Genomic DNA, 18,914 nt, shown 5'->3' with positions numbered 1-18,914 from the left:
TCATGGCAGATGCACAGGTAATGGATTTACCCAGTGGCAGCAGGCAGTCCGGCAGCGGTGCGTTCAGTGACCTGATGTTTGCCAACAGCCAGGGAGCTGCTGAGGGCAGCAGGGAGGGCCAGGTTGATGAGCAGTTCCAGCTCAGAGGGCTGGAACACAACCGCCTGATCGATGCCGCGACGCCATTGCTTGGTCTGGTTATCAGGATACGCAGGCTGGCAGAGTATCGCGCGGTGGACACCCTCTATCAGCAGGTGGTGGATGAGATCGCTGCCATTGACCGGGAACTGGTTGAGCAGGGGTATGACCGGCCGGTCGTTGTGGCCTACCGGTACGTTCTCTGCGCCTTCATTGACGAGGCAGTTCTGGGGACTGACTGGGGCGCCCACAGTGTCTGGTCACAGCATTCCCTGCTATCGCGTTTCCACAACGAAACCTGGGGTGGGGAAAAGGTCTTTGCCATTCTCGCCCGGATGGAGCAGGAACCGGCCCGCTACCGCGACATGCTGTCGTTTATCTACCTTTGCCTCTGTCTCGGTTTCGAGGGCCGGTACAAGGTTATGGAAAACGGCCGGGATGAATACGACCAGATTGTCCGTGGCCTGCATGAGCAGTTGAACGCGTTGAAAGAGCTGCAGGACCATGCCCCCCTGGCGGATGCCCGAACCAACGTAACACCAGCCCGCAATAGGCTGCGTAGCGGCATGCCCGTGTGGGGGATTGCAGGTCTGTTTGTGGCCGCCATGGCCGGAATCTACGCCCTGTATAACATGGCACTGAACGAGCGCATCACGGACGTATTGCGCGTACTTGACCAACTACCGAAATAAGGACATCAACGTGATTCGGGTAGAACTGCCGGCGCTGATCGGGCGCCTCAACGACATGTCACGCCAGGCGCTGGAAGCCTCCGCCGCTCTATGCATCAGCCGCCAGGGTGCCGAGATTACCCCGGCGCACCTGCTGTTCAAACTGCTGGAAACCCCGTTTTCCGATGTGCGCCAGATTCTGGAGCACACCGGCATTGATCATCAGCAACTTCGGCCAAGGGTGGGCGACAGCCTGAACGGCGAAGCGCAAACCGCTGAGGCCTATCCGTCATTCTCACCGCTGCTGGTGGAACTGGTGCAGGATGCCTGGCTGCTGGCCTCCGCCGAACTGGGCCACACAGAACTGCGCTCCGGCGCCGTATTCCTGGCCCTGTTGATGAACGCCGACCGCTACCTGATGCCCCGGGTGACACAGGCACTGGCGGACATTAACCGCGAGCAGCTGCGCAAGCGATTTGACCAGTTCACCGAGGGCTCCGCAGAGCGGCCGGAACTGAACGGGCAGGAACCCGGACAATCGGTGGCAGGCGCGGATCTGGACCCGCTCAAACGCTACGCCACCGACTTCACAAAACTGGCCCGGGAAGAAAAACTGGACCCGGTGGTGTGTCGGGACGCCGAGATCGACCAGATGATCGACATCCTTTGCCGCCGCCGCAAAAACAATCCCATCGTTGTGGGGGACGCTGGTGTGGGTAAAAGCGCCGTGGTAGAAGGCCTTGCTCTGCGCATCGTTACCGGCGATGTACCAGAACGTCTGAAACAGGTAGAGCTCTGGACCCTGGATATGGGAGCGTTGCAGGCCGGTGCTTCGGTGAAAGGCGAGTTCGAAAAGCGGCTCAAAGGTGTGATCGAAGCCGTCAAAGGCTCCGCCACACCGGTCATCCTGTTTATCGACGAAGCCCATACCCTCATCGGTGCCGGCAACAGCGAAGGCGGCTTCGACGCCGCCAACCTGCTGAAACCGGCCCTGGCCCGGGGCGAGCTGCGGACCATCGCTGCCACCACCTGGCGCGAGTACAAGAAATACTTCGAAAAAGATCCGGCCCTGAGCCGCCGCTTCCAGCCGGTGGCCCTGGACGAGCCAACCCCCGGTGAAGCCGTCCATATCCTCCGTGGCCTGCGTAGTGTCTACGAGAAAGCCCACAGGGTTCTGGTCGCTGACAGTGCCCTGAAAGCCGCGGCCGAAATGTCTGCCCGCTACCTGGCCGGCCGCCAACTGCCGGATAAAGCCATTGACGTCCTGGATACCGCCTGCGCCCGGGTCAGCCTGAACCTGAGCACCCCGCCCCGGCGCCTGAGTCACGTGCGCAGCGAACTGCAGCAACTGGCCATGGAACAGGAACTGCTTAACCGCGAGCGCGCCCTCGGCCAGAGTGTCGACAGCGAGCGTGAACCGGCACTGGACCAGCACATCGCCGAGCTGACAGCCGAATCGCACATTCTGGAACAGCGCTGGAACGACCAGCGCGAGCTGGTGGCCCGCCTGGTGGAGATTCGTGAACAACTGCTTGCCGGTGAAGAGTCTGAACTACTGAATAGTGACGATCAGCCGGCAATGGACGATGAGCAATGTCCGGACCTGAAAAGCGAGGCCGCCGCCATCGAGCAGGAACTGACCGAACTCCAGGCCGACGAACCTCTGGTGCATGCCCGCGTTGATGCCCGCCAGGTGGCCGAGGTCATTGCTGACTGGACCGGCATCCCGGTCAATCGCATGACCACCGACGAACTGGAAAAGATCACTCACCTGCCGGCGTACCTCCAGGCCCACATCAAAGGTCAGGATACCGCCATCGACTGTCTGCACCAGCACCTGCTCACCGCCCGCGCCGACCTGCGCCGGCCCGGCCGCCCCATGGGCGCCTTCCTGCTGGTGGGTCCCAGCGGCGTTGGCAAAACCGAAACCGTGGTGCAACTGGCCGAACTGCTTTACGGTGGCCGCCAGTTCCTCACCACCATCAACATGTCCGAATACCAGGAAAAACACACCGTCTCCCGCCTGATCGGCTCACCTCCCGGTTACGTGGGCTTTGGCGAAGGCGGCATCCTCACCGAAGCCATCCGCCAGAAACCCTACTCCGTGGTCTTGCTCGACGAAGTCGAAAAAGCCCATCCGGAGGTCCTCAACCTGTTCTACCAGGCGTTCGACAAAGGCGAACTGGCCGACGGCGAAGGTCGGTTGATCGACTGCAAAAACGTCGTCTTCTTCCTCACCTCCAACCTCGGCTACCAGACCATCATCAATTACGCCGGGTCTCAGGCCAGCCTGGAAGAAGCCCTGTACCCGGAACTGGCCAGCTTCTTCAAGCCGGCCTTGCTGGCAAGAATGGAAGTGGTGCCCTACCTGCCTCTTGGCGAGGAAACCCTCAACCGAATCGTTGGCGACAAACTCCAGCGCCTGGCAGACCAGATCAAGGTCCGCTACCACACCGAGGTGGAACTGGAAGGAGGGCTTATCGAGGCAATTCGAAACCGTGCGACAAGAAGTGAAAATGGCGCAAGGATGCTTGAGTCGATCATAGAGGGTGAGTTGTTGCCGCCTGTTTCACTTGCGTTGCTGGAGAAACTGGCGGCGAGGGAGCCGGTTACAAAGGTGACGTTGGGTGTTGAAGATGCCAGATTCACGGGAATGGTGGTTTAGGGCCACTCCAAAGTAGCGCAGCGTGGGGTTCTGCTTTCCAAAACCCTGCGGAGCCATGGATGGCGGAGCGGAGCCTACAGGGACGTATTCACGGCGTGTTTTGGAAAGCAGAACCCCACGATGTGCGGTCGGCGAACACAAAAGCATAAAAATCTTAGGGAAGAGAACCATGGGACGGATGCAGATGGAACTGCACACCGGCATTGACCTGGCGGTGGCCCTGATCCAGCAGGACAACCTGCCGGATCTGCTGAAAACCGCCACAACACAGCTCGAAAACGCCTTTGGCCTGACCCGCTGCTGGGCACTCGAACTCGACCTCAGCGGCCGAACCCTGCACTGCAGCGATTTGGCAGAACACGGCGAATTCGACTGCGGCGACTTCAGCCACCCCTTTGCCCACGTGCTGCAAACCGGCAAAGCCCGTGAACTTACCCGTGCTGCCAGTTACCGCCTGGACCACGTCGGCTTCCAGGCCCTGTTCGAGGCCAGCGACCGCCCCCGCTCCCTGTGGATCGAGCCCCTCACCGGTGAAGATGGCCGAACCCTCGGCCTGCTCGTTCTCTGCCGGGACGAACCCGACTGGGAAGGCATTACCGGCCAGCCCCTGTATTGTGGCCTCCGGCAACTGCTTGTTCATCAATGGATTACCCGGTTACAGAGCCGTGACCAGGTCTGGCAGCGTCGCCTGCTCAAGCGCTCACTGGACCACCTGCACGACGCTGAAACGGTGCGCACCCGCTGCGAACAACTGGCCCGAACCCTGGTGGGTAACTCTGAAGCCATGACCAGGCTCCGGGCCCAGATTGTCCGGGCCGCTGGCAGCCAGCTGTCCGTGCTGGTGCAGGGGGAAACCGGGTGCGGCAAGGATGTGGTCGCCCGCGGTATCCATGAACTGTCCGACCGGGCCGCAGGCCCCATGGTGGTGGTCAACTGTGCCGCCATCCCGGACACCCTTCTGGAAAGCGAACTCTTTGGTCATAGCAAAGGCGCGTTTTCCGGTGCCGATCAGGACAAACAGGGTCTTCTGGCTCAGGCCAATGGCGGCACCCTGTTCCTTGATGAAATCGGTGACATGCCCGTGGGTTTGCAGTCGAAGCTGCTCCGGGTGCTGGAGAGCCGTCAGTTCCGCCCGCTGGGCGCCCGTGAGGAACAGCATTCGGATTTTCGCCTGGTAGCGGCCACCCACCAGCCGCTCCAGGCGGGTATCGAAGACGGAAGCTTCCGTCGAGACCTGTTTTACCGTCTGAGCCAGTTTCCGTTGCGCGTGACGCCTTTGCGGGAGCGCCCGGACGACCTCGAAGCCCTGAGCCGTCACTTCATCCGGCTCTATACCGAGCGTGAGGGTAGCGGGCCCATGGGCATTTCCAGTCATGCCCTGCATCTGCTGGCCGGATACGAATTCCCCGGCAACGTTCGGGAGCTGCGCAACATCATTGAACTGGCCTGCCTGCAGACCCCGGGCGGGGATGATATCCAGCCGGAAGTCCTCCGGCTCAATGACCTGTTTGAAGAGCCTCATGGCTGGAATGCGGCAACATCGGATGCCGGAGACTGCGGCTCGATGGATTTGCCCGCCATGCAAGAGATCCGCGACTTGAAAGCAGCGACACAGGCCTTTGAAGCGGCGATTATTCGCGAGCGTCTGCGCCAGTACAGTGGCAACCGCGCCCAGGCGGCGGAAAGCCTTGGGCTGCCAAAGCGGACCCTGGCCCACAAATGCCTCAAGTACCAGGTGACAGAGTCATGAATCCCCGAAAAGTGCGATTCACCGGTCGCGTTGCTGCGGCACTGGCGCTGGTTTTCGTGATCTCCAATGCCTGCGCTGACCCGCTTGAGGATGCCCGACTCTGTGCTGGCGAGCCCCGGCGACTTGAGCGGCTGGCCTGCTTTGACGAGGTTTTTGGCACGCCCCTGTCGGCATCTCGAGAGGTGCTCACGGCCCCGGATGCACGGCGATCCGAGCGGTGGCGACAGGCCTATGCCGGCCTTGCCGAGGAAAACACTGGCGCCGGCGCGGTTTACCGGGATACCGGGCGGGCGGCTGGCCAGTTGGTGACGGTCCCTGCTCTGGGCGTGCAGCCTCCCAGGCCTCTGCTGGCCCTGCAGTGCCACAACAACATCACCGAACTCACGCTGATGCTGCCAGAGGCGATGGACGAGGAGCGGGTTCGGCTGGGGTTTGGCCGGGGGCAGACCGTCTGGCGGGTGCGGGACAACGGTTTTGTGCTCAGCGGCGGCCGGGGACTGCCGGCCATTCGCACCGTGAAGGCCATGATCGACGGCACAGAGGCCCGCATCGAATCGCCCAACAGCCGCATCCATGGCCTGTTGTTTGATCTGACGGGATATCGCCGGGCGATCAAACCGCTACGCGAGACCTGTGGCTGGTAAACCAAGGCTGAATAAAGAAAGTCAGGACAGAAACATGCAGATCATTGAGCAACATCCCTATGTTGAACAGGTTGTCTCACCATTGCCCGGCGATTCGGGCGTGGGCGAGGCACTCGGAGACGATGCCACGCTCGAATATCTGGAAAACGAGATCATGAAGGTGGGTTCGCTGGCCCATACCGACATTGACTGGAGCAAGGTCGAAAGCGCTGCCCTGACGATTCTCTCGGACCGCAGCAAGGACCTGAAAGTGCTTGGCTTTCTGCTGATCGCCCTGCAGCGTGGTGGCGACGGTGAACGGTTCGCCTTGTCGCTGTACCTGCTGCATCGGGTTCTGGACGGATGGTGGCAGCAGGCCTGGCCCTACCCCGGGGACAAGGGCAAGCGGGCCCGCAAGATGATGTTTACCCAGATGCTCCAGCGCGCCGGCAGGGGTGTGGATAGCCTGGCGTTCGATGGCAGTGTTGGCGACGGCCGCGAGTTCTGCCTGGATCTTCTGTCCCGGCTGATGGACCAGGCGGCTGGCCGGGAATTGCCGGAGGAGTCATTGCGGGATCTCAGGCGGGCGGTGGAAAAGCTGCCCAGGGTCAATGATGCCACGGCAGCGCCTGAGACCCGTCCGGCGGCAGCGCGGGCCAGCAAGGATTCAGAGACTAAGGCACCGGACCAGAAGCCCGCCCAGTCAAGGCCATCCCTGGGTTCGCTCACCCTGGACCCGGGCGACGAGCGGGCAACCCGCCAGAGCTTCCTGAAAGTCGCGGACATGCTCACGGAAACGGGGCCGGATCAGCCACTGGGGTACCAGATTCGCCGGTACGCTATCTGGCAGAACATCACCACGGTACCACCGACGCGGGACGGAAAGCGCACTGATCTTGCCGCCGTCAGCGCTGATCGCGTGGCTGACTATCGGGAAGCCCTGGAAAAGTCGGCGGACCTGGCATTGTGGCAGAAGATCGAGCAGAGCCTGTCGGTCAGCCCGTTCTGGCTTGATGGGCACTGGTTGAGTGCCCGGGTCGCTGCAGCACTGGGCCACCATGCCTGCTCTGAAGCTATCCGGATTTCGGTAAAGCAGTTTGTCGAGCGGCTTGACCAATTGCCGGAGCTCACCTTCAACGATGGCACCCCGTTCCTCTCACGGGACGCTGAAGAGTGGCTCTGGTCCGCACCGGTCACCGGCAGTTCTTCCGGCAGCGCCAACGCCTGGGAGCAGGCTTATGACAAGGCCCGGGATCTGATTGCGCAAAAGGGGCTGGCTGCCGCGATGCAACTTCTGGAAGATGGGTTGGCGGAAGCCAGGGAGCCAAGAGACCGTTTTTACTGGCGTCTTGCCAGCGCTCGTTTGATGAAAGACGCGGGCCTGAAATCACTGGCAATTCAGCAAATCCAGGACCTGCAAACGCAGGTCCGGGGGCTGGCTCTTGAGGACTGGGAGCCAGCCCTGATCAGGCAGCTTGAGAAGCTGGGCTGATCCCCGGAAAACACCAAGGAATCACTGCAGGAATGGACACCATGTGGAGAAAAGCTTTACTCATCGGTCGCTGGCTTCTGCCATACCTCAAAAACGCAGCCCCGGTCACCCTGACACTGGGCGTTATTGCCTTGCTGGTGGCCACCTGGTGGCTGGGACCGCGCTGGGAACTGAATGGTGAGTTTCCATTGGCGGCCTGGCAGATGCGGGCACTGGTAACCCTGGGCGTTGTGCTGGTCGTCGCCATGGTGTGGGGCATGATGCTGGCGCGCAGCCTGCGTAAGGTGAACGTTAAGCAGGCCGAAGAACAGAAGGAGCAGGAAGATCCGATTCTGCCCATGGAGCGCAAGCAACAGCGCCTGCTGGATCGGCAGTTGGCAGCCCTGAAAAGCAACCTTCCCGGCCGCAAAGGCATTTACCGGTTGCCATGGTATCTGGTGATGGGGCTTGAGGATGCTGGCAAGACCAGCCTGATTCAGCGTTCAGGGCAGACGTACACGCTCACCAACGTAACCCGCAACAACCGGGTTGATCGCAACCCCTTCGGCTTTGACTGGTGGATCGGAGATGAAGGCGTGCTTATCGATCCGGATGGTGAACTGCTTAGTCAGAGCAACGGCGAGGGTGCCGGCGCGCAGATCCAGCAGCGCCTGTGGAATCATTTCATCGCCTGGCTTGAACGGAATCGCCCACAGCGCCCACTGAACGGGGTGGTGCTGGCCATTGATCTGGCCAGTCTCAGCGTGGCAGGCCCCGGCCAGAGGCGGGACCGGGCCATGCTATTGCGCACGCGCCTGCGGGAACTGATGGAGCAGATTGGCTCGCGTCTGCCCGTTTATGTCACCTTCACGAAGATGGACCTGCTCTACGGTTTTGGCCCGCTGGTGCGAACCCTGAGCAAGCAGGACAAGGAACAGGTCCTGGGCTTTACCTTCAGTCTCGAAGGCCAGCCGGATAACGACGACTGGCTGAACCAGTTCGCCGACCGATACACAGCCATGGTTGAGCGCCTCACTGATCGTCTGCCAGATGTCCTGGCCAATACCCGGGGCGCCGAGGAACGGGCGGCGGCCTACTCGTTCACCCGTCAACTGGCCGGCCTGAAGCCTGTGCTGGAATATTTCCTGACTGACCTGCTGTCTGCGGATGCGTTCTCGACGCCAGCGATGGTTCGCGGCACCTACTTCACGTCGGTGTTGCAGGAGGGCGTGCCGGAGGATGCGTTTGTCTCGGCCGCTGCCGCCAACTACCAGATCACTGGCCCCATTCAGCCTGCTCAAAGGGCGGGGCAGTCAGCCAGCCTGTTCACCCGGGCACTGTTCCCGGAAATCATCTATCCGGAGGCCGGCCTTGCCGGTGATAACCGAAGGGTGGTTCAGACCCGGCAGCGCCGGCTGGCCGTGGCCGCCGTGGTGGCCGTGTGCGCTGGTGTGGGCATGACCGTCGGCTGGCAGCATTTTTTTATCAAGAATGCCGAGGCGGCTGCCGCTGTTGAAGCCCGCGTCCAGGGGTTCCTCGACGACTGGCAACCGGTGGGATTCGAACCGGACACCACCGGCCGGAACCTGCTCGGCCCCCTGGACGAGCTTCGCGAGGCGACTCTGGCCTTTGGTGATCATCGCCGGAAGTGGCCGCTTCTCAGCGACATGGGGCTTTACCGTGGCCACAAGGTCGGGCCCGAAGTGGAGGAATCCTATCTGGATATGCTGGCTTACCAGTATTTGCCGGCGCTGATGTTTGGTGTGATGGCCGAGATGGGGCGGGCACCGGACAATAGCACTGAGCGCCTGGAGCACCTGCGGGTGTTGCGAATGCTCTATGATGCCAGTGGTCGTCGGGACGACATAGTGACCCGCTATATGCAGGAATACTGGCAGCAGGCGTTTCCCGGCCAGAGTGAATTGCAGCAAAGGTTACTGGGTCACCTGGACTATGCCATGGCCCATACCGACCTGGCACAGCTGACCCGTCAGGGCGATGCCGTCGCCGACATGACCCTGGCGCCATTTCGCAGCAGCGTTCAGTGGGCGCAGCACGAACTTGGCCGGATTGCCACGCCAGACCGGGTTTACCGGGATCTGGAAGCCGAAGCGGAACGGGAATTCCGGGCTCCACTGGAACTGGCCCGGGCATCCGGGCCAGCATTCAGTGCGGTGTTCACCCGGGTGGATGAGTATGGCGAGCCGGCAGAATCCGGGTCCGTGGTGGATGAGGGCCCCTTGATCATTCCTGCGTTGCTGACCCGGGCCGGTCTGGAAAAATGGTTCCTGCGCAAGTCTGGTTCGGTAACGGATCTGGCCCTGGTGGATGCTTGGGTGCTGGGCCGCAGGGACAATGTCGAATTCAGCAAGGCGGACGAAGCCGAACTGCTGGCCAGTTTGCAGACACTCTATGCAGAGCACTATGCAGAGGCCTGGCGCACCGCACTCAGCCGCATAGATATTCAGCGGTTTGAGGACCTGAACCACGGCGTACGTATTCTTGAGAGCCTGACCAGCGGGCACGAACCCCTGGCAAACCTGCTTGGACAGGTTCGCCTTAACACGCGCCTTGTTCCCTCGGCGGAAGGGGAGAATGCCGCGGCCCGGGAGCTTCTTGAGCAGTCGCCCCATTTTCGCATGCTGCAGGACATTGAGCGGCAGTTTGCGGACCTCAACCAGTTGACCCGGAAAAATGGCGATCAGCCAACCGGGCTCGAACAGGTCATGATGGTGGTCGGTGAGCTTCACGAATACATGCGCAACATCCAGGAAGCGCCAGATAAAGGCAAGGCCGCCCTGGCTGCCGCCCGGGCCCGAATGGGCTTACAGGGTGCCGATCCAATCTTTACCCTGCAGCGCATGGCCGGCAGCCAGCCGGAGCCCCTGAACCGGCTCCTGACCCGGTTGGCGACGGAAAGCTGGAGGGTGGTTCTGGATCAGGCCGTGGCACAGCTGGAGCGTGAGTGGTACCGGGAGGTATACCAGCCCTTCCAGCAGAATCTGGCACGCCATTATCCGTTCAATCCTGATTCCGGGCGCGATGTCGCGTTGCAGGACTTTGAACAGTTCTTCGCCCCTGGTGGCGCACTGGACACCTTCTATCAGGACAACCTGAAACTGTTCCTCGAGGATCACCCCGAACAGGTGGGCGATGCCCGGCGTGCCGGACTGGTGCGCCGTGATGTCCTGGCCTCCCTGGAAAACGCAGACCGAATTCGCAGGGCGTACTTCACCCGCGGAGGCTCCCTGGATGTGGAGTTCGCGTTGGAGCCGCTCAATCTCTCATCCAACAAGCGCCGTAGTGTGGTCAACGTGGATGGGCAACTGGTGGAGTTCAGCCACGGCCCGCGCCAGAGTATTCCGCTGGTCTGGCCCAATACCCTCCGGGACTCTGTGGAGAGCCGCATTACTCTGGTTCCGGTCCAGGTCAACCGGTCACCCCGCAGCCTCTCGGAAAGCGGTCCCTGGGCCCTGTTCCGCTTGCTTGATCGAGCCGATATTACCGGCGTGAGCAGCAGCGCGGTGGATGTCCGGTTCCGGGTTGACGACGGCGAGATGCGCTATCGTCTTCATGCGGCCAGCAACACCAACCCGTTCACAAAGCAGCTGCTGGCGGGGTACCGCATACCCCGCAGCTTGTATTAAACTAGCGCTTTCTGGTGAAAGCAGGACGTTTTTATCAGGACTGAGCCTTCGCACAGGATGGTGCGAAGGCCCGGATTTTCTTTCTTTTTTCTTCAGGGACCGAAGACATGCCCCAGGCAAGCGGATTGCAGTTTACCGCCACCATTGGCGAACTCCCCTCTGATCACTTTTCCGTTGTCGGCTTTGCACTGACTGAACGGCTATCGGAGCTGTTCCAGGGGCGTCTTAATCTGGCCAGCACCGATCCTTCCGTTGGCGCTCCCGATGTACTGGAGCAACCGGTGGATCTGGTGATCTGGCGAGACGGGGCACCGCTGCGGCGCTTTACCGGTGTGGTCAGCGAATTTGCCCGCAGTGATTCCGGCCATCGGCGCACCCGCTACGAACTGGTTATCCGGCCGCCGCTCTGGCGCCTGGAGCTGATGCACAACAGCCGGATTTTCCAGAACCAGAGTACGGACGCGATTGTGCGCACCCTGCTTGAGGAGCGGGGGATTGTCGATTCTGTCTTTGATCTCAAGCGCAGCCCCCAGGAGCGCGAATACTGCGTCCAGCATCGGGAAAGCGATCTGGCCTTTGTCGAACGGCTGGCGGCCGAGGAAGGGTGGCATTACCGCTACCAGCACGGCAGCCTGGATGGTCAGAATCCACCGGCGCTGATGTTTGCCGATCACCATGGCGACGCGCCACGGCTGGAGCCTGCGACCTATAACGGCAAAGCAGGGGCCCATACCCGGACACCTTGTGTTTTTCGCTTCGCGTACCGAGAGCGGGTGCGTCCCGCTTCGGTCGTCATGAAAGATTACACCTTCACCAACCCAGCCTATGCTCTGATGCATGAACAGTCCGGCAATCAGCTGGTGCACCGGGAGGATTACCAGCATTTCGACTACCCTGGTCGATTCAAACAGGACGCAAGCGGCCGACCTTTCACCGAAGCCAGGCTGGAGGCCCTGCGCAGCGACGCCAGCACCGCCAATGGCGAAAGCAATCGCCCGGATTTTGCGCCTGGCGCCAGAGTGCCGCTGACTGACCATGACGACGAAACCATGAACCGGGACTGGCTGCTCACGGCGATCACCCATACCGGCTCCCAACCCCAGGCCCTTGAAGAAGAGGGTGGCAGTGAACCGACTCGCTACGGCAACCACTTTAACGCCGTCCCGGCAGACCACGTCTGGCGGCCTCTGTGCGAACACAAACCCCTGATGGATGGCCCCCAGATGGCCGTGGTTACCGGCCCGGAAGGCGAAGAAATCCACTGCGACCAGTACGGCCGGGTGAAAGTGCGATTCCCCTGGGATAGGTACGCAAAAAACGACGAACACAGCAGTGCCTGGCTCAGAGTCAGTCAGGGCTGGGCCGGCGGCCAGTATGGTTTCACCGCACTGCCGAGGATCGGCCACGAAGTGATTGTTTCTTTCCTGGACGGCGACCCGGACCAGCCCATCATCACGGGGCGCACCTACCACGCCACCAATACGCCGCCTTGTGCGCTGCCAGAACACAAAACCCGCACCACCCTGAAGACCAAAACCCACAAGGGCGAGGGCAGCAACGAGCTGCGGTTTGAAGACGAGGCAGACCAGGAGCAGATCTACATCCACGCCCAGAAAGACCTGGATCTGCTCACCGAAAACAACCGCACCGAAGTCATCAAAAATGACAGCCACCTCACCGTGAACAACCACCGCAAGACCCACATCAAGGGCAATGCCCACACCACGGTGGACGGTGACAGGCGCGTGCAAACCGGTCAGGACCACAGCTTCCACGTCACCGGCACCCTGCACCTGAAGGCGGGCACCGCCTGGCTCAGCGATGCCGGCACCGAACTGCACATCAAGGCGGGCCAGAAAGCCGTGATCGAAGCGGGTGCTGAGATCACCCTCAAGGCCGGTGGTAGCTTTGTCAAGATTGATCCCAGCGGCGTGGCCATGGGCGGTGCCGCCATCAAACTGAACGCCGGCGGTTCACCAGGGAAAGGGAGTGGGCAGAAAGTTCAGATGCCGGAGATGCCGGGGTTGGTGGATGAGCATGGTGGGGCTGTGGCGCCGGCACTGTTGGCGGAAGCTCCATTCCGGCCCATCGGAAAGGCCGATGAAACCATAGAGCTGTTGGCGTTGGCAGCAACCGATGATATGGCTCTGGTCGACAAGTGCATGGAGCAGCCAGATGGCAGTTGTGCCTTTGAAAATTGCCACTGCAGGGGGCGCTCCTGATGCAAACGCCAAGGCGGCGAGAGGCCGCATCAGAGGTTGACTTCAGCGACGACCTGAACTGGTATGCCATTCTTGAGGGCGCTGACCCTTACTACAAAACGCTTGAGCTGATATACGCCTACATTCCCGTACCGGCGTGGTTGTCTATTTACCAGTTGGGTCCCTACACGGCCTTGGCAGAGGTGGGGCCGGTGTTGCTGACGCTCGACCAGCCCGGCAACTGGATCAGCCATTGGCGGGATTCTTTTCCCGGCCTGGCAGGCTCGCTGATCGGGTCGAGGCAGGAGTTGTCCGGAGTCGCCAGCCACCTGCGCACTCTGATATCGGTCCGAGTTCAGGGAGGTGGCGAGGCGTTTTTCCGCTTTTACGACTCATGGATCATGAGCGCCATGTACGACACCCTTGAGGACGCCGAACGCGCCATGATTCATGGGCCTATCGAACGTTGGCTATGGTTGACAGGGAACGAGATCAAAGTCGGGAAGCGACCAGGTGACTATTCGCCCGACTGCCAACCGCCAGAGGATGGCTGGCTGACACTGGATAGCACCAAGCAAGGAGCCATCCAAAAGGGCCTCGCGGCCAAAAGGACTTGGAAGGAGACCCACCGGTGACAGATTTAGGCATTTCGGCAGGTGCTCCATGCACTGAACCCGGCAAGCTCTATGTTGAAGTGGCGGGAACGGATATTCACCCCGGCTACGGGCTGGTTCTGGAGAAAAACGGCGAAGCTGCCTGTACACTTTCCATGACCCAGCGGCGATGGCATCAGCGATATGAGTGCGACTACGACGTGGATGATGCCGAACGCTTTGATAACACTCTGACGCTGACTGTTGAAAGAGAGCAGGGCGGGCACTTGCGATTGCCCCTGCTCGATGAGCCTCGCCCAACCCGGCTTTCCCCGCGTACCCAGCCAAACCTTTTGCTCCCAATATACCCGCTGGCACGCATGCCTCGAATGCAAGGGGGTTCCGGCCACGCGCTACTTCGCGCCGGTTACCTGTATGTATTCTGGAAGGGCATTCTATGGCGTGAGCTCCACTCTGACGAAAATGGCAAGCTGCGGGATGTGGATCTTGCCCACTGGCGCCAGCTTGCCAAAGATAAGGGGCCCTCTGCGGTGGACGAACGAGAGCCTGCTGGCGTGGTACTGGACACCCTCTGGGTACCGGCACGCTTTCAAGCGGTGGGAAAGGCAGAGTGGACGGTCGGCGACGTGGAGCTGGCCTGGTCCGAGCAGCAATGGAGCTGGGAATACATTGAGTCACTGGAGTCCGGTCAGGACATTATCAATCTTCCCTCCAGCTACAGAGAGCTGACAGGCATCCCCGCCTACGGCAAGCGCGATGCTTACGCTATTAACGATCGTCGCCAGTCACGCTGTGAAAACCTGAAGATGCTGGACGGGTATGAGTATCGGCGTCGGTTCGGGCCTGAAAAAGACCCTGGCGCAGGTTGGCTATCCTTGAGCCAGGTTTCTCCGTGCCGCCGCAGAGACCCTAACCGTGAAAAAGACGCCGCTGACCCCGCTCTTGTAGCGCAGGATCTGGAGGGTTCGGGCCTGGAGCATGACAATACCGTACTGCACTATATCCGGCAAGAGCTGGAGCGGATGGACGGCTTCGCCTGCAAAGCCTCAGAAACGGCTGAGTTTGCCAGTGGTCTGACGCGCTGGGTAGATGAACTGATTGGTGACGACTGGCGAATCCAGACCGGTGGCCCGCAGAAAGCTCAGGAGGCAGGTGAGTCTACGGATACATCCCAGGCCGCCCGCAAGGCATTGTTGGATGAGGTTCGCAACCGCCTGAAGGCAGCTGGCGAGGAGGAAGACCGGCTCGCAGATCTCAGGGAACGGCACATACCCGCCGTTACGCTGCCCGATATACTGTTCGATCTGGAGTGGCTCACCCACCAGGCCAGTCTGCACCTCACCCATCTTTCGGTCGTTGCGGAGGCCGCTCAGGAACACCCCCACTTCAAAAGTGCCATGTTGGTGCACTCGGCCATTTTCGATCACAAAGGCTATGAACGTGGCCCTTTCGACGACTATCGACAGGCCGTTGACACCAACAAGCTCGACGCAGCGCTGCGGAAAGAGGATCGCGAGGCCTGCCGGGCTACCTGCTATGAGCTGATCCAGCGGCGGATCGAATTGCTGGACAACCGCGCAACGCCCGTGTTCAACGACCTATTTGCACTTAATGGCTTGCGTTACCCCATCGCCTTACAGACCTTGAACCCGTTGCTCGCCCACCTGGAAACCTCGGTGTTCCACTTTGACCCACTGACGGATAAGGTTGCCAGAGATCGGGAGGCCGATCGCGATCAGGCGGGGGCTGAATACATCAAGAAACTGGCCAAAGGACAAACCGGTTTATCCGTTTTCCTGGCGACGGAGGCCGAACCTGAATCAGAACGGACGGAAGGCCCGGAACCGAACGACGGCTCCGGCAAACCCCGGCCGGGGCTTCTGCAATGGCTGCAAGCTCAACGGCCTGAGGCCAGTGACCTGCCAGAAGCTCTCCGGGGGCAGTACGAATTGAGCGAACAGGAACGGAAAAACATTTACGAAAATATCCGTACCATGGCGGACCCTGAACTGCTCCAGTGGGCGACGTACTCCTACACCACCATGGGCCAGTTGATGGCTGATCTTAGCAGTGAGTTCTACCTGTACACCCAGCGGGCGATGCTGCGGGGAGCCGGCAATGGTCCGATATACCAGGTAGCGGATACCTTGCAGGTTCCAGTGGGGTACATGAAACTGGGGAACCCCTTCCTTGGAGGCCTCATTCTCGGTCATGCCAACCCCACGATGCCAAACCCTAACCCGGAGATGGTTCCGCTCGGTATCCGCTTTGGGAACCAGGCAGCCGGTATTGGCAGGCTGTCGGACGACGCGATCAACGATGCGCTGCAAAGGGTCAACGGTGCGCAAATCGTCCGCCCCAAGGGGGGCGTCGTCAACCGGGTGGGGCCAGGTATGAAGGGCAACTACGCCATTATTCGTAACGGCAACGGTCGAATGCTCGCCAACGCGACCTCGGTGGCGGGCATCCAGGGCAGTGCCGCGACCGCTTCCGTGCAGGTGGAGATGTTCCTGGCCCATAAGGACAGCGTGGCCGCGAGAATGTCGCGGGAGTTTACAAATCGCTCCAGTAGCGCGCTGATGCGTTGGGCGCCGCCGGGGATGTTGGGGTTGTTTGGGTTCAACATTATCAATAGTACGCAAGCAATGATCACTTCCTTTGATAGTAGTGTTCCGATCAAAGAAATGACCACGGTTACCTACGGGGTTGCTAACTTCATGTATTGGCTGGGCCACCTCACGGAAGCCGAGAACCTAGCCAGGGAATCTCGCCTAGCCTGGCTGACTAGGGTCCGGGTGGATGTCGACAAGATTAGTGACCGCACCCTCAGGTCGGTGGCCCAGCGCCTGTTCGCGGACCGTTTGATGTCAATCGCCAAGTTCGCAGGTGTCTTTGGCGCAGCCCTGGAAGTAGTACTGTCCCTCTGGGAAGGTGCGCACAGGTTGCAAGCCAATGATTCTGACGCCGCTGCTGGGTACTTCGTTTCAGCAGCCAGCTTTGGCATTTTTATGTTTTCCCATTGGGCAGGGACCGCAGTGGTTCCTATTCTGGGTATCACCTTCACGGCGGCCCTGGCCGCCGTTGCCTTGATCGTTGCATTGGCCGCCCTGGCATGGGCTATCTTTCGTACCGATGATGCTCTGGAAACCTGGCTCAAGAACGGGCCTTTCGGCACGGTGGTGCCAGCCAGCCAGTTCGAGCACCTACACCATCAGCCGGAGGATGCCTTCCAGTTCCTGGTAAGCGCCCTGTTCCCACTCATCGGTAACAGCGGCAGCCTGTCCGAGTTCAATGACCGGGGCCAGTTGTCTGAGGAGGAAAAAGTCTGGCTGCTGGAGAACCAGCGCACTGAGGGGCACGTTATCACCGTCCGCTCTGCTGCTTTTGCATTGGCGGACAGGCCCGAAAAACAGTTCAAGGCCCATTTCTGGAAAACCTGGAATCATGGCAGCAAGGTGAAGCCACTAAACCCGGAGTTTATCTACTACGATGCCGAGCGACAAATGCTGAGGTTTCATGTGCCCAAACCCAGTTGGCGCGGAATGGGACGCTTTCGTTCCCTCGAAACGCTAAGGGCCAAGGTCCAGATCGCAATCGGCAACGGCGGCCTGCTGCCCGCCAGTGGCATGAGCCAGTCATTGACCCCTTCAGTGGATGACCCAGACCCCGCCGGGGATACGCCTCGCTGGCTTACGATTACGAGTTAATAGGGTATGAACGAGATCTATCAAGACACCGCCTACCGTTCTGATGACATTCCGACCCAGCCGGCAGGGGGGCATCCGGACATGGACAAGGCGTTTCAGCGCCTGCCATGGGGAGGCGGCCAGAACCCGGTGATGCCGAACACCATGGAAGTGCAGTTGGCCTATGCCGGCCTGTTCAAGGGTGAGAGCGATGCGGAGGATGGCTTTCCCTGGGGTGAGAGGGTGTATTCGATCAGTAAAGGCTTTCTGAGTGGTCTGCAGGGCTTTTTGTATATTCTGTACATGACTGTAGCGGTAGGTTTTTTTGCATCCCTGTTTCCCTTAGTTGTTTTAATTCTTACCGCCCTATTTACAGATCCAACCATTGAAGGGGCCCAAAGGCTATACAACACATTTAAAATTCCCTATTTACTTGTGGCTATAGGCTACTTCGGCGGCAAATACGGCCGCCTCCTTCTAGCCCACCTCACCGATAAACGCCAGCGGGCCAACCCCACGGGCCTCTACCGCCGGGAAGGACTGGTGCGGATCAAGCAGGGCAAGTCGGTGTTCGAGGCGCCCTTCGTGGAGTTCGACGCCTACCTGGTCCACACGCCCTCGGGTCGTGGTGGCCGCTACTTCAACCTGGTCCTCCAGCACCGCTACAGCAAGCACCAGTTGTGGATGAAGGGCCTGCTCACCGACGCCACAGACCCGAAGGAAGTGTATGCTTACTGGGACATGATTCAGCAATTCATGGATGTAACCGGGCCCTTACCGGATGTGCCCATCTTCGAGCCTTTCCGACCACGGGACCCGGTCACCCGGGCGTGGGACCAGCGCAACGATCGAGACCCCTTCAAATGGCGCAAGATGAGCCCGGAATCCTGGCGGAAGAACCACGAGCAAACCCATCGGGATCGACTACGGAACACAAATACCCGCATTCGTGAGGATTTCCCGGAGAAGGTGAGGAGCACCTGCGGAAACGAATAACGCCCTGTTGATCATCATGGCCGGAACGAACTATCTGGCCCAGTAGAGCAAAGGAGTTGCCATGCTTTCCCGATTCTTTTGCACCGTGCTTCTGGTGCTGCCTTCCCTCTTGCCTTCCCCCGTGGCTTGGGCGGAACCACCAAAGCTCACACTCGCCAACGTTTACCAAAAAGGTATGCCGCTGGAGGGCTACTGGGTCAGTGAAAAGCTCGACGGGGTGCGGGCCTACTGGACCGGAGAGCGATTCCTTTCCCGTGGCGGTCACGAGTACCGGGCGCCCGAGTGGTTCACCAAAGGGTTTCCAGCGCACCCCTTAGACGGCGAGCTCTGGATGGGGCGTGGCCGTTTTGCGGAATTATCGGGGGCGGTGCGTCAGGTGGTTCCGGAGGATAACAAGTGGCGGAAGATTCGCTTCATGGTATTTGATCTTCCGGACAAGGAGGCCACTTTTG

At 60.4% G+C, this 18,914-nt stretch carries 10 protein-coding genes and 1 pseudogene; all 11 read left to right on the top strand.

Annotated elements, in window-relative coordinates:
• Positions 1–2: 2 nt before the first annotated feature.
• Positions 3–830 carry a type IVB secretion system protein IcmH/DotU gene (gene icmH / locus QPL96_RS11325; RefSeq protein ID WP_303287481.1) on the top strand — a complete coding sequence of 276 codons (828 nt, stop codon included), beginning with the start codon at positions 3–5 and terminating at the stop codon, positions 828–830.
• A 10-nt stretch (positions 831–840) separates the two neighbouring features.
• Positions 841–3,474 (top strand): type VI secretion system ATPase TssH, encoded by a 2,634-nt coding sequence (gene tssH / locus QPL96_RS11320; protein WP_303287599.1) that lies wholly within the window; start codon positions 841–843, stop codon positions 3,472–3,474.
• 178 nt (positions 3,475–3,652) lie between these two features.
• The gene (locus tag QPL96_RS11315) at positions 3,653–5,224 is read left to right on the top strand and encodes a sigma-54-dependent Fis family transcriptional regulator (RefSeq protein ID WP_303287598.1); all 1,572 of its coding nucleotides are present in this window, start codon (positions 3,653–3,655) and stop codon (positions 5,222–5,224) included.
• Positions 5,221–5,868, top strand: a complete 648-nt coding sequence (gene vasI / locus QPL96_RS11310) for a type VI secretion system-associated protein VasI (protein ID WP_303287480.1) — start codon at positions 5,221–5,223, stop codon at positions 5,866–5,868. Before QPL96_RS11315 ends, vasI begins: the two co-directional genes overlap by 4 nt.
• 34 nt (positions 5,869–5,902) lie before the next feature.
• Entirely contained in the window at positions 5,903–7,339 is a 1,437-nt protein-coding gene (gene tssA, locus QPL96_RS11305; protein WP_303287479.1) for a type VI secretion system protein TssA, read from the top strand.
• A 32-nt stretch (positions 7,340–7,371) separates the two neighbouring features.
• Positions 7,372–10,965 carry a type VI secretion system membrane subunit TssM gene (tssM, locus tag QPL96_RS11300; RefSeq protein ID WP_303287478.1) on the top strand — a complete coding sequence of 1,198 codons (3,594 nt, stop codon included), beginning with the start codon at positions 7,372–7,374 and terminating at the stop codon, positions 10,963–10,965.
• Positions 10,966–11,072: 107 nt separating this feature from the next.
• Positions 11,073–13,187, top strand: a complete 2,115-nt coding sequence (locus QPL96_RS11295) for a type VI secretion system Vgr family protein (protein ID WP_303287477.1) — start codon at positions 11,073–11,075, stop codon at positions 13,185–13,187.
• Entirely contained in the window at positions 13,187–13,801 is a 615-nt protein-coding gene (locus tag QPL96_RS11290; RefSeq protein ID WP_303287476.1) for a DUF4123 domain-containing protein, read from the top strand. The genes QPL96_RS11295 and QPL96_RS11290 overlap by 1 nt, the downstream gene beginning before the upstream one ends.
• The gene (locus tag QPL96_RS11285; protein WP_303287475.1) at positions 13,798–17,487 is read left to right on the top strand and encodes a hypothetical protein; all 3,690 of its coding nucleotides are present in this window, start codon (positions 13,798–13,800) and stop codon (positions 17,485–17,487) included. Before QPL96_RS11290 ends, QPL96_RS11285 begins: the two co-directional genes overlap by 4 nt.
• A 6-nt stretch (positions 17,488–17,493) precedes the next feature.
• On the top strand, positions 17,494–18,462 hold the full coding sequence (locus QPL96_RS11280) for a hypothetical protein (protein ID WP_303287474.1): 969 nt from the start codon (positions 17,494–17,496) through the stop codon (positions 18,460–18,462).
• Positions 18,463–18,523: 61 nt separating this feature from the next.
• Positions 18,524–18,914: pseudogene (locus QPL96_RS11275) on the top strand (DNA ligase); the annotation flags it as partial.

The sequence above is a fragment of the Marinobacter sp. SS8-8 genome, from assembly GCF_030540945.1.
In the GTDB taxonomy this organism is placed as follows: domain Bacteria; phylum Pseudomonadota; class Gammaproteobacteria; order Pseudomonadales; family Oleiphilaceae; genus Marinobacter.
The sequence above is the reverse complement of the archived record's forward strand: the minus strand, read 5'-3'. Positions and strand labels throughout refer to the sequence as shown.

What these genes read in the sequence shown, in the direction of transcription:
- tssA (WP_303287479.1), top strand. Translation starts at nt 5,903, where the DNA reads ATGCAGATCATTGAGCAACATCCCTATGTTGAACAGGTTGTCTCACCA.
- vasI (WP_303287480.1), top strand. Translation starts at nt 5,221, where the DNA reads ATGAATCCCCGAAAAGTGCGATTCACCGGTCGCGTTGCTGCGGCACTG.
- QPL96_RS11290 (WP_303287476.1), top strand. Translation starts at nt 13,187, where the DNA reads ATGCAAACGCCAAGGCGGCGAGAGGCCGCATCAGAGGTTGACTTCAGC.
- QPL96_RS11295 (WP_303287477.1), top strand. Translation starts at nt 11,073, where the DNA reads ATGCCCCAGGCAAGCGGATTGCAGTTTACCGCCACCATTGGCGAACTC.
- tssM (WP_303287478.1), top strand. Translation starts at nt 7,372, where the DNA reads ATGGACACCATGTGGAGAAAAGCTTTACTCATCGGTCGCTGGCTTCTG.
- icmH (WP_303287481.1), top strand. Translation starts at nt 3, where the DNA reads ATGGCAGATGCACAGGTAATGGATTTACCCAGTGGCAGCAGGCAGTCC.
- QPL96_RS11315 (WP_303287598.1), top strand. Translation starts at nt 3,653, where the DNA reads ATGCAGATGGAACTGCACACCGGCATTGACCTGGCGGTGGCCCTGATC.
- QPL96_RS11280 (WP_303287474.1), top strand. Translation starts at nt 17,494, where the DNA reads ATGAACGAGATCTATCAAGACACCGCCTACCGTTCTGATGACATTCCG.